The organism is Cupriavidus sp. 8B (assembly GCF_054589115.1).
On record NZ_BAAILO010000107.1, the window covers coordinates 1 to 17,469 of the forward strand.

13 protein-coding genes are annotated in these 17,469 nt (G+C 66.5%); 5 read left to right on the forward strand and 8 right to left on the reverse strand.

Going from position 1 to position 17,469, the window contains the following annotated elements; translation table 11 throughout:
- Positions 1-569: 569 nt before the first annotated feature.
- Complete coding sequence (gene mdeB / locus ACYP5B_RS11790; protein ID WP_459569727.1) at positions 570-3,245, forward strand: alpha-ketoglutarate dehydrogenase; 2,676 nt, start codon at positions 570-572, stop codon at positions 3,243-3,245.
- Here mdeB and ACYP5B_RS11795 read toward each other — a convergent pair.
- From ACYP5B_RS11795 to ACYP5B_RS11825, 7 genes are all read right to left on the reverse strand, one after another.
- Positions 3,242-3,409 carry a PLP-dependent transferase gene (locus ACYP5B_RS11795; RefSeq protein WP_459569728.1) on the reverse strand — a complete coding sequence of 56 codons (168 nt, stop codon included), beginning with the start codon at positions 3,407-3,409 and terminating at the stop codon, positions 3,242-3,244. The two genes, mdeB and ACYP5B_RS11795, sit on opposite strands and share 4 nt — an antisense overlap.
- Before the next feature lie 42 nt (positions 3,410-3,451).
- Complete coding sequence (locus ACYP5B_RS11800; protein WP_459569729.1) at positions 3,452-3,817, reverse strand: hypothetical protein; 366 nt, start codon at positions 3,815-3,817, stop codon at positions 3,452-3,454.
- 221 nt (positions 3,818-4,038) lie between these two features.
- Positions 4,039-4,302 (reverse strand): hypothetical protein, encoded by a 264-nt coding sequence (locus ACYP5B_RS11805; protein ID WP_318234491.1) that lies wholly within the window; start codon positions 4,300-4,302, stop codon positions 4,039-4,041.
- Between the two features lie 105 nt (positions 4,303-4,407).
- Positions 4,408-4,665 (reverse strand): hypothetical protein, encoded by a 258-nt coding sequence (locus tag ACYP5B_RS11810; RefSeq protein ID WP_400092872.1) that lies wholly within the window; start codon positions 4,663-4,665, stop codon positions 4,408-4,410.
- A 467-nt stretch (positions 4,666-5,132) separates the two neighbouring features.
- Positions 5,133-6,428, reverse strand: coding sequence for a c-type cytochrome (locus ACYP5B_RS11815; protein WP_459569730.1), 1,296 nt, complete (start codon positions 6,426-6,428; stop codon positions 5,133-5,135).
- Positions 6,428-6,979, reverse strand: coding sequence for a (2Fe-2S)-binding protein (locus ACYP5B_RS11820; RefSeq protein ID WP_400092862.1), 552 nt, complete (start codon positions 6,977-6,979; stop codon positions 6,428-6,430). Before ACYP5B_RS11820 ends, ACYP5B_RS11815 begins: the two co-directional genes overlap by 1 nt.
- Positions 6,976-9,810: a xanthine dehydrogenase family protein molybdopterin-binding subunit gene (locus ACYP5B_RS11825; RefSeq protein ID WP_459569731.1), complete on the reverse strand. Its 2,835-nt coding sequence runs from the start codon at positions 9,808-9,810 to the stop codon at positions 6,976-6,978. Before ACYP5B_RS11825 ends, ACYP5B_RS11820 begins: the two co-directional genes overlap by 4 nt.
- A 487-nt stretch (positions 9,811-10,297) precedes the next feature.
- Here ACYP5B_RS11825 and ACYP5B_RS11830 point away from each other — a divergent pair, with 487 nt between their 5' ends.
- From ACYP5B_RS11830 to ACYP5B_RS11840, 3 genes are all read left to right on the forward strand, one after another.
- Positions 10,298-11,200: a LysR family transcriptional regulator gene (locus ACYP5B_RS11830; protein ID WP_400092859.1), complete on the forward strand. Its 903-nt coding sequence runs from the start codon at positions 10,298-10,300 to the stop codon at positions 11,198-11,200.
- Between the two features lie 153 nt (positions 11,201-11,353).
- A complete protein-coding gene (locus ACYP5B_RS11835) occupies positions 11,354-13,321 on the forward strand; it encodes an aconitase family protein (RefSeq protein ID WP_459569733.1) in 1,968 nt (655 codons plus the stop codon).
- Between the two features lie 89 nt (positions 13,322-13,410).
- The gene (locus tag ACYP5B_RS11840) at positions 13,411-14,412 is read left to right on the forward strand and encodes a Bug family tripartite tricarboxylate transporter substrate binding protein (RefSeq protein WP_459569734.1); all 1,002 of its coding nucleotides are present in this window, start codon (positions 13,411-13,413) and stop codon (positions 14,410-14,412) included.
- A gap of 90 nt (positions 14,413-14,502) precedes the next feature.
- Here the strand turns inward: ACYP5B_RS11840 and ACYP5B_RS11845 are convergent, their stop codons facing one another.
- Positions 14,503-15,477: a LysR family transcriptional regulator gene (locus tag ACYP5B_RS11845; protein WP_459569735.1), complete on the reverse strand. Its 975-nt coding sequence runs from the start codon at positions 15,475-15,477 to the stop codon at positions 14,503-14,505.
- A gap of 244 nt (positions 15,478-15,721) precedes the next feature.
- Between ACYP5B_RS11845 and ACYP5B_RS11850 the strand changes: the two genes are divergently transcribed.
- Entirely contained in the window at positions 15,722-17,455 is a 1,734-nt protein-coding gene (locus ACYP5B_RS11850; RefSeq protein WP_400092854.1) for an IlvD/Edd family dehydratase, read from the forward strand.
- The last annotated feature ends 14 nt before the right edge of the window (positions 17,456-17,469 follow it).

Sequence of the window (17,469 nt, forward strand, 5' to 3'; positions counted from 1 at the left end):
CGGTGTACCTGAACCCGGAGCGAGCGCAGCAAAACGCAGAGAATTACAAGCAAGCAGCGTAACGGCTGAGACGACAACTACCTTGACACACGCCGCGAGTAAAGAAAAGTGACATCTCACACGTTCCCAAACGGCCAACACCGTACAGCCGCGACAGCAGCTAGAAGCAATAAAACCCCGCCCTAAAGAGACACCCCCGCGTCAGCGGGCCACAAGCAATACACATCGCACACTTCCCCCAACCCACAATTCCTGCTCCAAGCTCAACAGACCTTGCGAACGAATCAGCGGAACGGGACAGGCGAGACTCGATCATGGAAGGCGCAATGTCCTGAATCCAGGATATGACCTATTTGCCATATCGACCCGCGTGCCAGTCTCCACAGCACGTTGCGCTGCCAGCCGCCCAGCCGCAGCACGCTACGCTGCCGACGGCCGGGATCGCCTGCCATTTCGGCAGCTTCTGCCGCGGCCTCCTCCCTACAATGAAATCCTCGATTCGCGGCATCCTTGACGCTGTCGCCGGATACAGAAGAACGAAGAGAAGAACAAAGCCCACGGAGACCGCAATGAGTGCCCTGCCAAAAACAGCCGCCAGCGAGATTGCCTCAGGCGAAGGCCATGACCCCGATCGCGAAGAAACCAGCGAATGGCTCGACGCCCTGGCCGGCGTCTTCCGCACCGGCGGCGCGCCGCGTGCGCGCTTCCTGCTGGAACGCCTCGCCGAGCATGCCAGCCATCTCGGCCTTGGCGAACGGGCGAATCCGTACTCGGCCTACCAGAACAGCATCGGCGTGGGCGAGCAGCCGCGCTATCCCGGCGACCTCGCGCTGGAGCAGCGGCTGACGTCGATCATCCGCTGGAACGCGCTGGCCATGGTGGTGCGCGCCAACAAGGCCTACGGCGAACTAGGCGGCCACCTTGCCAGCTATGCCTCCGCCGCCGAGATCTTCGAGGTGGGCTTCAATCACTTCTTCCGCGCCGACGATGGCGAGCACAAGGGCGACCTGGTCTACTTCCAGCCACACTCCGCTCCGGGCGTCTATGCACGCGCCTTCCTCGAAGGACGGCTGTCCGAATCCCAGCTGGCGAGCTACCGGCAGGAAACCGGCGGCGGTGGCCTCTCCTCCTATCCGCATCCCTGGCTGATGCCGGATTTCTGGCAATTCCCGACCGGCTCCATGGGCATCGGCCCGATCAGCGCCATCTACCAGGCCCGCTTCCTGCGTTATCTCGGCCATCGCGGCATCGCCGACACTGCCGCGCGGCGCGTGTGGGGCGTGTTCGGGGATGGCGAGATGGACGAGCCGGAATCGCTCGCCGCGCTCTCGCTTGCGGCGCGTGAGAAGCTCGACAACCTTACCTTCGTCATCAATTGCAACTTGCAGCGGCTCGATGGGCCGGTGCGCGGCAACGGCCAGGTGATCCACGAACTGGAGGCGCTGTTTGGCGGCGCCGGCTGGCATGTGGTGAAGGTGGTCTGGGGCTCGGAGTGGGATGCGCTGTTTGCCCGCGACACCAACCACGCACTGCTCCGGCGTTTCGCCGCCATGGTGGACGGCGAGTACCAGAATCTCGGCGCCAAGGATGGCGACTACAACCTGGCTCACTTCTTCAACACGGACCCCGAGCTCAAGGCGCTGGTCGCCAGCATGAGCAGCGCGGATATCGATGCGCTGCGCCGGGGCGGGCATGATTTGCGCAAGCTGTACGCCGCATTCCAGGATGCCCAGGCACACAAGGGCAAGCCCACCGTGATCCTCGCCAAGACCAAGAAGGGCTACGGCATGGGCGAGGCGGGCGAATCCCGCATGACGGCGCACCAGCAGAAAAAGCTCGATATCGATGCGCTGCGCGCGTTCCGCGACCGCTTTGCGCTGCCGCTGGACGACGATGCCGTGGCGGAGCTGCGCTTCTACAAGCCGGCCGACGAAAGCCCGGAGATGACCTACCTGCACGCTCGCCGCCAGGCGCTGGGCGGCTACCTGCCGGCGCGCGCGCGCACCGCCCCCGCGCTGCGCATGCCCGAGCTGATGCAGTACGGCCGCTTCGCCATGGAGCCGGACGAGCGCGCCGTCTCCACCACCACCGGCGTGGTGCGCCTGTTTACCAACCTGATCAAGGACAAGGCCATCGGCCCGCGCGTGGTGCCCATCGTGGCCGACGAGGCGCGCACCTTCGGCATGGCCAACCTGTTCCGGCAGATCGGCATCTACTCGCCCGTGGGCCAGCTCTATGAGCCGGAAGATGCCGGCTCGATGCTGTACTACAAGGAGAGCCAGCAAGGGCAGTTGCTGGAAGAAGGCATCACCGAAGCTGGGGCGCTGGCGTCGTGGACGGCCGCGGCAACGTCGTACAGCGTGAGCGGCGTCGCCATGCTGCCGTTCTATATCTATTACTCGATGTTCGGCTTCCAGCGCGTCGGCGACCTGATCTGGGCGGCGGCGGACCAGCGCGCGCGCGGCTTCTTGATCGGCGCCACCGCCGGGCGCACCACGCTTGCCGGCGAAGGCCTGCAGCACCAGGATGGCACCAGCCAGCTGATCGCCGCCACGGTGCCGAACTGCCGCGCCTACGATCCGGCCTTCGCCAGCGAAGCCGCGGTCATCATCCACCACGGCGCGCGCAGCATGCTGGAGGAGCAGCGCGACGAGTTCTACTACCTGACGGTCAACAACGAGAACTACGTGCAGGCGCCGCTGCGGGAGGACGCGCACGAAGACGTGATCAAGGGCATGTACCTTTACGGTACCCGCGGCCCGGAAGGCGCCGCCACCAGCGTCAGGCTGCTCGGCTCCGGCGCCATCCTGCGCGAAGTCATCGCCGCCGCGGACCTGCTGGCGAGCGACTGGAATATCAAGTCCGAGATCTGGAGCGTGACCAGCTTCTCCGAGCTGGCCAGGGACGCCCGCGAATGCGAGCGCGCCAGCCTGTTCGCCAGCGGCGGCGAGACGGAAAGCCATTTGCAGCGCTGCCTGCCGGGCGCCACCCCGGTCATTGCCGCCACCGACTACGTGCGGGCGTATGCGCAGCTCGTCGCTTCCTACCTGAGCGCGCCGTTCACCGCGCTCGGCACGGACGGCTTCGGCCGCAGCGACACACGCGCCGCGCTGCGCCGCTTCTTCGAGGTCGACCGCTACCACGTGGCGATTGCCGCGCTGCGGTCGATTTCTCCGGAGCTGCACGCCAAGGGGCTGGAGCGCTACGGCGTTAGCACGGAGCCGGATGCGCCTTGGGTGCGTTAAGCCAGCGCCTGCGCAATATCCGCCAGCAAGTCCGTCGCATCCTCAATGCCGGCGCTCAGGCGGACCAGCCCGTCGGTCACGCCGTTGCGCGGGCGGATTTCCTCGGCTACCGCGCTGTGCGTGGTGGAGGCGGGATGGCAGGCGAGCGAGTCGACATCGCCCACGGAGACCGCCTGCTGATAAGCGTCAGCCGGTCGAGGAAACCGTTAATCCCGGCTCACATCCACTGAGCGTTCATCCAGGAAGTGCCCGAACTCATCCAGCTCCTTTTGGATTCTCACCATACTCGCGTCAATAGCCTGCGGCGTAACTTCACCGTCGACGAACTCAACCGAGACGCGGGTAACACGCGGATCTTTGTCAACAATGCCCTGGAGCACCTTGTCAAAAAGCTTTTCCCCGGCACGCAAGCCGAGCGGGCGGGGGACCAGCACCTTGATCAACAGGATCTTCGCCTCGCTCTCAGTGTCCGCCGCATCGGCAACAGCAGTCCGGAGATACGATTTGAGTTTCAAGACACTCAAGTTGCCAGGAACAGCAATATGCGACACCCGCACCTTTGCCTCAGCCATGCTATCTCTCCGCGAAATTGAACGCGAGGACTATACCGCAGGCGGCATCGGTCCAACAAAGCGCGGCCCTGTCGCAAGCCAGAACGCCTCATTGATTGCACTAGCGGGCGCAACCAGGTCATCCAGTCCGGATACACCATCAGATACGCCAGCACCGGCTGCACAGCGTCATGCATCGACGGGCACTATGCCCAAGTACCCCAGGCGGGGGCGCCTGCAGTTCATACCTTGGCGTGGGTGGCGGCCCATTGCGACGGGTTGACGTCGATGCTCAGCGGGCCGAAGCCGGAGCCGATCACGCCGACGTTGTTGAGCGTGTTCACGTTGATGCTCTGCAACTGGGCGATGTTCTGGTTGACGTTGACATTGACGTTGGCCACCGGGCCCAGTCCTTGCAACCAGGAATTGCCGCCGCGCACCGCGGCCAGGGACTTGCTGTCGAGGTCTTGGTTCAGGGCGAGGTCGCGCACGATGAGGGATGACATGATGGTTCTCCTACACTTCACTTGATCACTGGAACTGGTTGGAAATGGCTGGAACCGGCTGGCAGCGGAGGCGGCGGGGCCGCCTCGCGCGGGTGCCGGGACCGTTCAATAAATGTTGTTGTGGGCGTTCTGGGTCGAGTCGACACGGGACTTGATGTCGGTCACGAAGGCGGCGTTGTTGCCGTTCATGTTCACGACGTTCTGCGTCTGGCCGATCAACTGCGAGGCGTTGAAGGACGAGTCGATCTTGGTCAGGCTGAAGACGGGCATGAAAGGCACGAAGCCGCCGCGCACCGCGCGCATGGCGCGGGTGTCGAGTTCTTCGGTGACGGACAGGTCCTTGATGGCGAGGGTGGTAGTCATGGCAGTTCTCCTTGGGAGCGATTGGGACTTTGGTTCGTTTGGGTTGAGCATCTGTGCTGCGCTCGGGAGGTACAAACGCATGGAGCGTGCCAAGGCGGGCCATGCCATCGTGAATCGCCTGCAAACCTAAGCGGGGCTTTGGAGAGAGATTTTTGGAGCGCGAAGCGTGGCGTCAAAGCCCAGCGCGCGTCGGCCCGGATCTGGCGGGTGCGAACCAACACAACAACACCGGGTGTTTGCTACTGCGCGACACGCTGGGCCCATCCGTCGAGGGAGCTTTGGATGCCCGGCACCGTTTCGTGACCGGCGCGGGGCATGCAAAAGGAAATAGGGCAGACCCACGAACCGCGCGTCCGCCTCAATCAGGTACTGCCGTGCCAGATGACTTTGCCCAAGGATCCCATCGAGCTGGGCTGGCGCATGGATAGGGGCGCCGAGCACCGGCACAACCGCGCCGGCGCTCTGCCTCAATGCCCCTTGCCCGCTTCCGCGCGTAGCGCCTTCACCTTGTCCGCGCTCACGTCGCCGGGCTGTCCGCCATAGCTCGCGCGCAGGTAGTTGGCCAAGGCGGCCAGTTCCGTGTCGCTCAGGCGGGAGGCAAAGCCGGGCATGTCCTGCATGCTTTCCAGCCCGGGGAATTTCTGCGCCTCGATGCCGTCGAGCAGCGACACGATCAGGTTGTGCGGATCGGCATTGCGCACGGTGGCGTTGCCCAGCATCGCCACCGCCACATGCGGCTTGCCCTCGCCCTCGCGGCCGTGGCAGCCGGCGCACACGGCCAGGTAGTGCTGGCGCCCCGGCTTGAGCTGGGCTGCGTCCGCGCTGGCAGGCTTGAGCGGCTGGGGCTGCGGCGGCTGGTCGCCCAGCAGGTAGGTCGACATCGCGGCGAGGTCGGCCTTGTTCAGGTACTGGCTGCTGAGATGGACCACGGGGAACATCTCGCCGTAAGCCGAGCCCTGCGGCGCCACGCCGGTGGCGAAGAAGTTCTGCAGGTCGGCGCCCGTCCAGCCGCGCGCGGCCAGGCCGGCGGGCGTGATGTCCGGCGCGGCCACGCGGCCGAGCGCGGCGCCGGCCAGTGGCTTGGCCGCGTCCAGGCGGCCGAACATGGCGCGCGGCGTGTGGCATTCGGCGCAGTGGCCCAGCGCGTTGGACAGGTAGCGGCCGCGCTGCCAGGCCGGCGTCTGGCCGGCTGAGGCATCGGGCAGCTTGTCTTTCAGGAACAGCAGGTTCCAGCCGATCAGGGTCACGCGCATGTTGTACGGGAAGCTGAGGTCGTGCGGCCGGTTGGCCACGGCCACCGGCTTGACCTGCATCAGGTAGGCGTACATCGCATCGGAGTCGCCGCGCGACAGGCCGCGATACGAGGTGTAGGGCATGGCCGGGTAGAGGTGCTTGTCCGGCGTGACCCCATCGTGCAGCGCCTTGTAGAAATCGTCGGCGCTCCATTTGCCGATGCCGTGGTCCTTGTCCGGGGTGATGTTGGTGCCGTAGAAGGTGCCGAACGGCGAGGCCAGGGCGACCCCGCCGGCAAACGGCGCGCCCTGGGCGCTGGTATGGCAGGCGGCGCAATCGGCGGCGCGCACCAGGTAGCGCCCGCGCGCGATCTGGTCGGCGGGCGAGAGCTTGGTGGCGGGCTGCTGGTCGGCGGCGGTATCGATCGGGGCGGCGTGGTCGCCGCAGCCGGCCAGCAGGGCTGCGCCCAGCGCGGCCATGGCCGCCAGCGTGGTGCGCGCGTGTCGAAGGAAGTCGGGCTGGCTCATCATCACTTGTCTTCCTTTACCAGGCCCGGGGTGTTGACCACCACGTCCTTGACGGCTTCGAAGTAGCGCACATAGCCAGTGCAGCGGCAGATATGGTCGTTGAGCGCCGCGGTAATGGTCTCATCCACCTTGCCTCTGGCCACCGGCTGGCGCTTCAGGCGCTCCACCAGGATGGTCGCGCCATTGACGAAGCCGGGCGTGCAGTAGCCGCACTGGAAGCTGAAGTGCTCCAGGAACTTCTGCTGCACCGGCGACAGCTCCACCACCTCGCCCTTGTCGTTGCGCTTGGCGTGGCCTTCCACCGTGCGCACCTTCTTGCCCTGGAAGTAATGCGCGCCGGTGATGCAGGCGCGCACTTCCTCACTGCTGCCGTCGGCCTTGTCGTGGATCACCACACAGGCGTGGCAGATGCCCTGGCCGCAGCCCAGGCGCGAGCCGGTGAGCGCCAGGTACTCGTGCAGGAAGTCGATCATCATCAGGCCTTCCGGCACATCGATGGGGCCTACGTCCTTGCCGTTGATGTTGAGGGAAAGCGGTTGGGTGGCGATGCTCATGCCAGGATCTCCTGAATCTTTTCGGCGCTGACCGGCAGGGCGGTGAAGCGGTGGCCGATGGCATGCGCGATGCCGTTGACGATGGCGCCCACCACCGGAATCATCACCACTTCGGCGATGCCCTTGGGCGGATCGGTTTCGGATACGGGCGGCAATACCATCCCGGTTTGCGACCACACGGCCACGTCGCTGGCGCGCGGCAGCGGATAGCGGTTGAAGTTCCAGGTGCCGTTGCCGGGCCCGTCCTCGTAGAGCGGCAGGAACTCATGCAGCGCATGGCCGATGCCCATGGCGATGCCGCCCTGCAACTGCCCGGAGACCAGTTCCGGCGACAACTGCGAGCCGCATTCCATGATGGAGTGATGGCTGAGGATTTCCACCTTGCCGCTAGCCTCATGCACGGACAGCTCCACCAGCGTGCCCACCGCGCTGTAGTAGGTCACGGTGGCGTTGTTGCGCTGGGTCGGGGCGATGTAGACCTTCTTGCGGTCCAGCACCTGGTAGCCGCCGCTGGTGGTCATGCTGGCCTTGCGCGCGGCGTCGGCGCCATCGCCGTAGCGTACCGACAGCCCGTCGACGGGTAGCCGGGTAGCCGTGCCGTTGACCTCGAAGTCGGCCTCTGTCCATTGCCAGCGATTGAACACGTGCACCGTGGCGCCCGTGACCAGGCCAAGCTCGTGCGCCTTCTTTGCCAAAAGCTCGTAGGGCAGGGCCTGCAGGCCGCCGGCGGTGAGCTTGCCTTCGACCCAACGCGCGTCTTCCACGCGCACCACCAGCGAAGCCGCCTGGCCGCCGCCGAAGCCCTGGCTCCAGATCGCCATGGCCGCCGGCCACAGTCCGTGCATGAAGACCACGCGGGCCGCTTCACGGGTGCTATGGGTGAAGTAGTAGGCCGAGTTGGTCGCGCTCGATGGCGAGGCATACGCGGGCGACCAGCGCGGGTTGGCCGACAGCTTGTCCTGGTCGGCCTGGCTCATCAGGTAAGGGTCGCCGGTGGCGGTGACGGGCAGGTCGGGCCAGTCGGTGACCGCCACGCGCACCTCGGTGGCTGGCTTGCCCAGCCAGCGGGTCACGGCGACCGCTTGCGAAGTGGACATGCCGGTGCCGATCTCCGCGCCGCAGTGATTGAGCGCGATGGTGCCGTCCGCACGCATCTCCACCTTGGCGAACGATGCCTCGGCGCCGGTGCCGAAGTCCTTCTGCACGCAGGCAAAGCCCACGCCGTAGCGCCGGCCCGGATGGCTGGCTTCAAAATCGGCCTTCTGCTTTGCGCGGCTGGTCCACAGCGGATGGACCTTGGCCGCCTCCAGCACCTCATCCACCCGAATCGCGCCGGCAGGGATCGCGCCCTGCGTGTTCTTCATGCCCGAGCGCAGCGCGTTTTTCAGGCGGAATTCGATCGGGTCGAGCTTCAATTGCTCGGCGAACTCGTCGACCATCATCTCGGTAGCCGCCATGCTCTGCAGCGTGCCGTAGCCGCGCGCCGAGCCGGCATCGATGGCGCGCGAGGCGATGGCCACGGCGGTCAGGTCGTTCTTCGGGAAGTAATAGATCGACTGCGCGGCGGTGGCGCCCACCATCGCCACCGATGGCGAGAAATTGGCGCGCCCGCCGCCGTTGGCCTCGAAATCGCCCTGGAACGACTGGAACAGCCCGGTGGTCTTGTCCACCGCGATGCGGTAGCGCATCTTGAAGGCGTGGCGCTTGATCGAGGTCTGGAACTGCTCAAAGCGGTCGTTGGCCAGGCGCACCGGCTTGCCGTCGGCGTAGAGCGCCGTCACCAGCCCGTAGAAGGGGAAGTTGTAGTGGTCCTTGGAGCCGTAGCCCACGGTGTAGCAGGGATGGACGAACACCTGCTTGACGGGGAACGCGCCCTTGGCCTTGGCCATCATCTCCGCCGTGCTTTCGCCGACTTCGATGGGCGACTGGGTCGGCACCACCATGTGCAGCGCCTGGGCCTCGGCGTCGTACCAGCAGTTGGCGTTATCCGGCTCCAGCGCGGCGGTGTCGATGGACTGCGTGTTGTACTCGCGCTCCAGCACCAGCCAGTCGGCCGGCGGCTGGTCAAGTTGCTGGCGGATCTGGCCGGCGTAGTACATGCCCTGCTCGCCAAGCTGGCCGTGATCCTTGCCATCGGGCCAGACCGGCTCGTGCTTGCGCATCATGCTGGGGAACAGCGGCGCGTTCTTCAGGCTGGAGAACACATCGTCGTCGAACGGCGTCTCGCCGCCCACCCGCACAAAGCGGAAGGTGCCCCACGGATCGCGCTCCAGCGGGCCGGTCTCGGCGCCGTAGCGGATGATCTCGTCGTGGAACTTGAGCTTGTCCTTGGCAAAGCGGAAGCGGGCGAAGTCGTGATAGATCAGGATCGCCACGGCATGGCCGAGATAGGCAGGTGTCTTGCCTTCCGGCAGCAGCATGTCCTCGCCGTAGAAGGCGGGAAAGGCCACGCCATCGCGCGCCAGGTCGGCGGCGGTGACCACGCGGTCGGGCTTCAGGTCATCTCCCAGCAGCGCCAGGTCGAAGCCCGCATAGCTGCGGTCCGCCTTGGTGGTGCGCAGGATGAAGGCGTGCGATTGTTCCTTGGGCCAGTGCGGCATGTCGCGCGAGCGGATATCGCGCGCAAAGACCTTGTCGCCGGTGACCTTGGCCATGCCGTCGATGCGGAATTTAGGCGCGCCGGTCTTGGGGTTCCACTGGACCGGGACCAGGATTTTTTCTTCGAACAGGGCCGCGAAGGCCTTGCCGCCGATCGGTGCGATATACACCGAGACCCCGGCCACGACGCTGGCTTTCAGGAAAGTGCGGCGCGTTGGGCTGAAGTTAGCCATGGAGTTTCCTTGAAATTACGCTGATGCCGCTGCTGTGGCGCAGCCCGGTGCGGGTTTGATTGCGATTGCGATTGCGAAAGACGGCCTGTTGCGCCCGGCCAGGACGGACGGACGGAAGGCGGGGAGAACCGGAATACGACGGGCAGCGGCAATCGAGGTCTCCGTGCAAGAGGGCGCGGGCACGATGTGCGGCACCGGCGCGGATTACGACGCAAGACTGGGCTGATGAACGGTGGGGCAACGCAAGCTTTTATTCTAGGCGCAGAAGTGCACGCCGGTGCACCGATTCTGCATCCGGCCGCTGCGTGCCAGCAACAGGGTGCCTCGAATACTGCTTATCACGGCCGGGGCATGCCACTTGCCGAGCCATTGTGCGTGGCACAAACGCCGGGAGGCCGGCTCCCATGGCCGATCTCCCGGCGCCCCCTGTTCTGGCGCATTGCCAAAACGGCCTCCTGCCCGCTCCGATCGTTGTAGCATCGCTCCCATGGACAACCTGCTCAGAAAACTTGACCTGACCTCGCTGCGCCTGTTCGTCGCGGTCTGCCAGGAACAAAACATCGCGCGCGCGGCCGAGCGCGAATTCATTGCGCCGTCGGCTGTCAGCCGCCGCATTGCGGAGATCGAGACGCTGATTGGCCTGCCGGTGATCGAGCGGCATCCGCGCGGCATCACGGTGACTCCGGTGGGCGAGACGGTGCTGCGGCATGCGCAGGCCATCATCGGCAATATCGAGGCGCTAAGCGCGGAGCTGTCGCGCTTTTCCTCCGGCGCGCGCGGCAATGTGCGGATGGTGTGCAACCTTGGCGCCATCGTGCAGTTCCTGCCGGAAGACCTGGCGGCCTTTGGACGCGTGTATCCCGATATCGGCATCGAGCTGGAGGAGCAGCACAGCCCCGAGGTGCTGCGCATGGTGGGCGAGCGCAGCGCGGACTTTGGCATCTGCAATGCGATCCAGGGCGTGGAGCAATTCGTCTCGCTGCCATACCGGGAGGACCAGCTTTGCGTGCTGGTGCCGCGCGGGCATGCACTGGCGTCGGCGCAGCAGGTTGGCTTTGCGGACTTGCTAGGCGAGACCTTCGTGGCGTTGCGCGATGAGAGTGCGTTGAGCCGCCTGTTGGCGGAACAGGCGACGCGTTTGAGTGGGGCGCTCAAGATCAAGATCCGGGTGGCGAGCCTGGATGCCTTGTGCCGTATGGTGCATGTCGGGCTGGGGATTGCCGTCGTGCCGCGGCAGGTGGGCGAGCTCTACCTGAATACGCTCGACGTGGTGGCACGGCCGCTATCGGACCCCTGGGCGACGCGGCAATTGGTGGTGGTGTTTCACTCCCGGGAGCATCTCTCGGCGAGCGCCTCGGCCCTGGTGGGCTTTCTTTGCCGGGATGCATAGACCGGGAACAAGGCCGGCAAAGTGGGGCAAAGCGAAGCGAAAGTGAGCAAATGGCCAGCCGTCGCAAACCGAGACGCCTGCCATGCCGACTGCGCACTTTGCCCCGGCGGCGCCAAACCATATAGTGGGATCATCAAAACGAGAACCCCCGCAATGGAAGCCACCATCCGCTTTGACGGCCGCGTGCTGTACCTGTCGCAAGATCCCGCCTGCGTGCGCGCCCAGCTCGACGGCAAGCCGATGACCCTGGCCGAGGCCGGCCCGCTGCGCGACAACATCTCCACCGACGAGATCACGCCGGTCACCATCATGCTCACCTACGATGAGCGACTGGGGCAATTCCCTTACGTGGGGTTCCAGGCGGGGGGCGAGCAGCCGATCGGCCGCGATGCCATCCGCAACGGCGGCTTCGCCGTCACGGTGGCCGGCAAGCGCTACGGCAAGGGTTCCTCGCGCGAGTCCAGCCCGCTGGCGGAGCTGTCGGCCGGCATCCGCCTGATCGTGGCGGAGAGCTTCGAGCGCATCTACCAGCAGAACTGCGACAACATTGGCATCCTGACCACCACGGATTTCACCGTGCTGGACCGCGTGCTGGCGGGCGAGGCGATCCCCATCGAGGCGTTCCTGACGGGGCGCGACGCGCTGACCCAGCAGGTGATCCGCGCCGGCGGCTTGCTGGCGTATAGCCGCGCCGCGACATGGCCGGCGGCAGGCGAGGGCGCGCCGGGCGCGGCGGGCGCCGGCGATGCCGCGCCTCGCACGCTGGTGGAAAAAATCATCGCCCGCCATCTGCTTCCCGGCACGGCATCCGCCGAGCGCGGCCAGGGCGTGTTCGTGGCGGCCGACTGGCGCTTCTCCCATGACTATTTCACCGGCATGTGCGCGCACCTGATGCACCGCGCCTTCGGCAAGCCGGCGAAGTTGCACGAGCCTGACCACATCATTGCCTTCCAGGACCACCTGGTGCTGGCGGCACAGAGCTACCCGCACGTGCGCGACGGCTTGCTGCCAGGCGTGGCCAACCTGATGCAGGGCCATGGCAGCTTTGCGCATGACTACCCCGTGCGCTCGCACAACGCGCTGCCCGGCGACGTGCCGGGCTCGGAAGGCATCTGCCACGCGCTGATGGCTGAGCAGTACGCGCTGCCGGGGCAGGTAGTGGTGGGCACCGATTCCCACACGCCGCATTCGGGCGCGCTGGGTTGCCTGGCGTTCGGCGCGGGCGCCACCGATGTTGCCAATGGCTGGGTCACGGGCTACGTGCGCTGCAAGGTGCCGGAAACCCTGCGCGTGGAGGTGGAGGGCGAACTCGCGCCGGGCGTGACCGCCAAGGACATCGTGCTCTACCTGCTGCAGATGGATGCGATCCGCTCCGGCGGGGCCATCGGCGTGGTGTTCGAATATGCCGGCAGCACGGTGCGCGCCTTGTCGATCGACGAGCGCGCCACGCTGACCAATATGGTCGCCGAGCTGGGCGGCTTCACCGGCATCGTCGAGCCGGATGACAAGACCGTGGCCTTCCTGAAGGCGCGGCGTGGGGTGGATTTCATCGTCGAGGACTGGATGCGCAGCGATGCCGGCGCAACCTACCGCGGCGTGATCCGCATCGACGCCGCCGCCATCGCGCCCATGGTGGCGCGTCCCGGCGACCCCGGCAACGGCATCGCGGCCAACACGCTGGCGCAGCCGGTGCCGGTGGATATTGCCTACGGCGGGTCCTGTACGGCCGGCAAGCGCGAGGATTTCGACTACTACCACGAGGTGCTGCGCTGGGGCCTGGATCACGGCCTCAAGGTGTCGCCCCGCACCCAGCTCTTCCTGCAGTTCGGCACGCTGGGCGTGAAGGACTACTGCGAAGCGCGCGGCTATATGGACACCTTCGCCGCCGCCGGCGCCACGCTGGTCATGCCGGGCTGCGGCTCGTGCGCCAACTGCGGGCCGGGCGCCTCCACCGCCAGCGAGCAGGTGACCATCAGCGCCATCAACCGCAATTTCCCCGGCCGCTCGGGGCCGGGCCAGGTCTGGCTGGCCAGCCCCTACACCGTGGCTGCGAGCGCGCTGGCCGGACAGATCAGCACCTTCGGGCAACTGCGCGAGACCACCGCCCTGGCTGCGCCGTAGCCGTTCACCCAAGCCCCCGCATGCGCGGGGGCAATCGCGGCATCCAAAGCCGGGCGACAGATTCCGGCGGCCATCCACAGGAGACAGACATGTTCCCCATCCCCTTGCGCGCCATGCGCGCGGCGGGGCGGCTTTTTGCCGCCGCCGCCCTTGCCATACCGGCCATCGGCGCCGCTGCGGCGCACGCAGCCGACAAGTATCCGGCCAAGACCGTGCGCCTGATCGTGCCGAATTCCCCGGGCTCCACCGCCGATGTGGTGGCCCGCGTAGTGGCCGAGGGCATGGGCCAGGATCTCGGGCAGCCGTTCTACGTGGAGAACCTTCCCGGCGCGGCGGGCATCCCCGGCACGCGGCAACTCGTGTCCGCGGCCGCCGATGGCTACACGCTTGGCGTGGTCTCGTCCAACCACGCCATCAATCCCGGCCTGTACCCCAATATTCCCTACGACAGCGTGAAGGACATCACGCCGGTGGCGCTGATCGGCACTACGCCGCTGGTGCTGGTGGTCGGCGCGGGGTCGCCCTACAAGACCGTAGCGGCGCTGATCGCCGCCGCGCGGGCCCATCCGGGCAGCCTTTCTTATGGCTCTTCCGGCAAAGGCAGCGTCTTGCACCTGGCTGGCGAATTGCTCAAGTCGAAGACTGGCATCGATATGCTGCACGTGCCCTATAAGGGCGTGAACACGCTGATGACGGATGTGCTTGGCGGGCAGATCGACACGGCTTTCCTGGCCACGCCATCCGCGTTGCCGCAGATCAAGGCCGGCAAGCTGCGCGCGTTGGCGGTCAGCACGCCGGCGCGGCTGGACAGCCTGCCGGCGGTGCCGACCCTGGCGGAGTCCGGCGTCAAGGCATATGCCTACGACGCGTGGATCGCGCTGATCGGGCCAGCCGGCTTGCCCAAGGACGTCACCGCGCGGCTGCAACAGGCAATGGCCAAGGCCCTGGCCGCGCCGAAGGCCAAGGACCTCTTCACCGCGCAAGGCTTCGTCGTCAAGGGCGGCAGCGGCGAGGAAACGGCCCGCACCATCCGCGACGAGCTGGGCCGCAGCCAGGCGCTGATCAAGAGCGCGTCGATCGCGGTGGAGTGAGGCGCGCTGGCGGGACGGCTCGTGCCATGACGCCAGTTTCCAGTCCCTCATGCCGGTCATGGCCATTTTAGGGTTCAGGTCGCCAGCTTGCTAAGCCGGCGCACCGGCATCCAGCACCTGCGCCGCGCCATACACCGCGTGGCTCGCCGTGCGTAGCGCTTGCGCCATCAGCATGGCCGCGGGCGAGAGCAATCGATCCGTGCGGGTGATGATGCCGAAGTCGTCCATATGACAGGGCAGCGGCAGCGGCACGATCGCGAGCAGGCCATGTTGCGCGTAGTACTGCGCGACGTCGTCGGTGAGCACGGCCAGCATGTCGCTCTGTTCCAGCATGCGTGTCAGGAACAGCAGCGCGGCGGTTTCCACGACGTTGGTCGGCGGCATCAGGCTGGCGCGCTGGAACATCAGGTCGAAGCGGTGACGCAGCACGCTGCCTGCCGGCGGCACGATCCACGCCGCATCTTCCACATCCCGCAGTGTCAGCGCGGACTGCGCCAGCAGCGGATGGCCCAGGCGCGCCGCCGCGCACACGGGCTCGCCCGCCAGCGGCTCGTAGCGCAGGTGCACCTTGTCGTGCTCGGCAAACAGGCGTGCCACCACCAGGTCCAGCTTGTCCTGGGCCAGGCGTTCCAGCAGCACGTTGCTGTTCTCGATCTCCAGCGACACGCGCAGCCCGGGCTGCTCCCGCTTGACCTGCGCAACGGCCGGCGGCAGCAGCTTCACGCCGGGCGAAGTGATCGCGCCCACGGCCACATGGCCCAGCCGCCCGGCCTTGAGCGCCATCACTTCCTCCTGCGCCTGGTCCAGGCTGCCCAGCACCGCGCGCGCGTGCCGGATCATCGCTTCCCCATACCAGGTCGGGCGCATGCCGCGCGGCAGCCGCTCGAACAGCGGGACTTCCAGCATCTCCTCCAGCTCGCGCAGCAGCTTGGACGCGGCCGGCTGCGTCATGTTGAGAACGGCGGCGGCGCGGTGGATGTTGCCCTCGTCGGCAAGGGCCACCAGCAGCAGGAGCTGGCGGGTCTTGAGCCGGGCGCGGATATACCAGGGGCTGGGCGTTGACATAGGGTTTACGTTGATATCCGAAGTGATATGGGTAAGGCCTGAATCTTCATTGGAAGGATATCAAACCGGGCCGTACACTCCGGCCATATTCAAAAAACAAATTCAAGCAAGATGAGAGACAGCCTCCCCCAGACGCGTCCTGCTTTGGCGCCGGTCCCACGGTAGCCAAGGCGCCCTTCATGGGCCGCCGCTATCATCGCGTCCCAGTCCAGTCCCATCGTCCCCGTATTCAGGAAGTCCCCCAATGCCGGAATCCAAGTCCAAGCTGCGCTCCGCCCAATGGTTCGGCTCCGCCGACAAGAATGGCTTCATGTACCGAAGCTGGATGAAGAACCAGGGCATCCCCGATCATGAGTTCGATGGCCGTCCCATCATCGGCATCTGCAACACGTGGTCGGAGCTCACGCCCTGCAACGCGCATTTCCGCAAGCTGGCCGAGCATGTCAAGCGCGGTGTCTACGAGGCCGGCGGCTTCCCGGTGGAATTCCCGGTGTTCTCCAATGGCGAGTCCAACCTGCGGCCCACCGCCATGCTCACGCGCAACCTGGCGGCCATGGACGTCGAGGAGGCCATCCGCGGCAACCCGATCGATGCCGTGGTGCTGCTCACCGGCTGCGACAAGACCACGCCCGCCCTGCTGATGGGCGCGGCGAGCTGCGACGTGCCGGCCATCGTGGTGACGGGCGGGCCGATGCTCAACGGCAAGCTCGACGGCAAGAACATTGGCTCTGGCACGGCCGTCTGGCAGCTGCACGAATCGCTCAAGGCCGGCGAGATCGATGTGCATCAGTTCCTTTCGGCCGAAGCCGGCATGTCGCGCTCGGCCGGCACCTGCAACACCATGGGCACGGCCTCCACCATGGCTTGCATGGCGGAAGCGCTGGGCACTTCGCTGCCGCATAACGCCGCCATTCCCGCCGTGGATTCGCGCCGCTACGTGCTGGCGCATATGTCCGGCATCCGCATTGTCGAGATGGCCAAGGAAGGGCTGACCCTGTCGAAGATCCTGACGCGCGCGGCGTTCGAGAATGCGATTCGCGCCAATGCGGCGATCGGTGGCTCCACCAACGCGGTCATCCATCTGAAGGCCATCGCCGGGCGCATCGGCGTGCCGCTGGAGCTCGAGGACTGGACGCGCATTGGCCGCGACACGCCCACCATCGTCGACCTGATGCCCTCGGGCCGCTTCCTGATGGAGGAGTTCTACTACGCCGGCGGGCTGCCCGCGGTGCTGCGCCGGCTGGGCGAGGCAAACCTGCTGCCGCACCCGGACGCGCTGACCGTCAACGGCCGCACGCTGTGGCAGAACGTGAAGGACGCGCCCAATACCAACGACGAGGTCATCCGTCCACTGGACAACCCATTGATAGCGGATGGCGGCATCCGCGTGCTGCGCGGCAACCTGGCACCGCGCGGCGCGGTGCTCAAGCCCTCCGCCGCCACGCCCGGGTTGCTCAAGCACCGCGGCCGCGCCGTGGTGTTCGAAAACCTTGAGCACTACAAGGAGCGGATCGTCGATGAAACGCTGGACGTCGACGCATCGTCCGTGATGGTGCTGAAGAACTGCGGCCCGAAGGGATATCCGGGCATGGCGGAGGTCGGCAACATGGGTTTGCCGCCCAAGCTGCTGCGCCAGGGCGTCAAGGACATGGTGCGCATCTCGGATGCGCGGATGAGCGGCACGGCATACGGCACCGTGGTGCTGCACGTGGCGCCCGAGGCCGCGGCCGGCGGCCCGCTGGCCGCCGTGCGGGACGGCGACTGGATCGAGCTCGATTGCGAGGCCGGCACGCTGCACCTGGACATAGATGAGCGGGAACTGGCACGGCGCATGGCCGAGCGTGTCGACACGCGCGCCGCAGGGGAGGGCGGCTACCGGCGGCTGTATGTGGACCACGTGCTGCAGGCGGACGAGGGCTGCGACCTGGACTTCCTGGTGGGCTGCCGCGGCGCCGCGGTGCCTCGCCACTCGCACTGATTGCGCCGCTGCCG

What these genes read in the sequence shown, in the direction of transcription:
- ACYP5B_RS11810 (WP_400092872.1), bottom strand. Translation starts at nt 4,665, where the DNA reads ATGACTACCACCCTCGCCATCAAGGACCTGTCCGTCACCGAAGAACTC.
- ACYP5B_RS11805 (WP_318234491.1), bottom strand. Translation starts at nt 4,302, where the DNA reads ATGTCATCCCTCATCGTGCGCGACCTCGCCCTGAACCAAGACCTCGAC.
- ACYP5B_RS11815 (WP_459569730.1), bottom strand. Translation starts at nt 6,428, where the DNA reads ATGATGAGCCAGCCCGACTTCCTTCGACACGCGCGCACCACGCTGGCG.
- ACYP5B_RS11845 (WP_459569735.1), bottom strand. Translation starts at nt 15,477, where the DNA reads ATGTCAACGCCCAGCCCCTGGTATATCCGCGCCCGGCTCAAGACCCGC.
- ACYP5B_RS11835 (WP_459569733.1), top strand. Translation starts at nt 11,354, where the DNA reads ATGGAAGCCACCATCCGCTTTGACGGCCGCGTGCTGTACCTGTCGCAA.
- ACYP5B_RS11840 (WP_459569734.1), top strand. Translation starts at nt 13,411, where the DNA reads ATGTTCCCCATCCCCTTGCGCGCCATGCGCGCGGCGGGGCGGCTTTTT.
- ACYP5B_RS11830 (WP_400092859.1), top strand. Translation starts at nt 10,298, where the DNA reads ATGGACAACCTGCTCAGAAAACTTGACCTGACCTCGCTGCGCCTGTTC.
- ACYP5B_RS11825 (WP_459569731.1), bottom strand. Translation starts at nt 9,810, where the DNA reads ATGGCTAACTTCAGCCCAACGCGCCGCACTTTCCTGAAAGCCAGCGTC.
- mdeB (WP_459569727.1), top strand. Translation starts at nt 570, where the DNA reads ATGAGTGCCCTGCCAAAAACAGCCGCCAGCGAGATTGCCTCAGGCGAA.
- ACYP5B_RS11850 (WP_400092854.1), top strand. Translation starts at nt 15,722, where the DNA reads ATGCCGGAATCCAAGTCCAAGCTGCGCTCCGCCCAATGGTTCGGCTCC.
- ACYP5B_RS11820 (WP_400092862.1), bottom strand. Translation starts at nt 6,979, where the DNA reads ATGAGCATCGCCACCCAACCGCTTTCCCTCAACATCAACGGCAAGGAC.
- ACYP5B_RS11800 (WP_459569729.1), bottom strand. Translation starts at nt 3,817, where the DNA reads ATGGCTGAGGCAAAGGTGCGGGTGTCGCATATTGCTGTTCCTGGCAAC.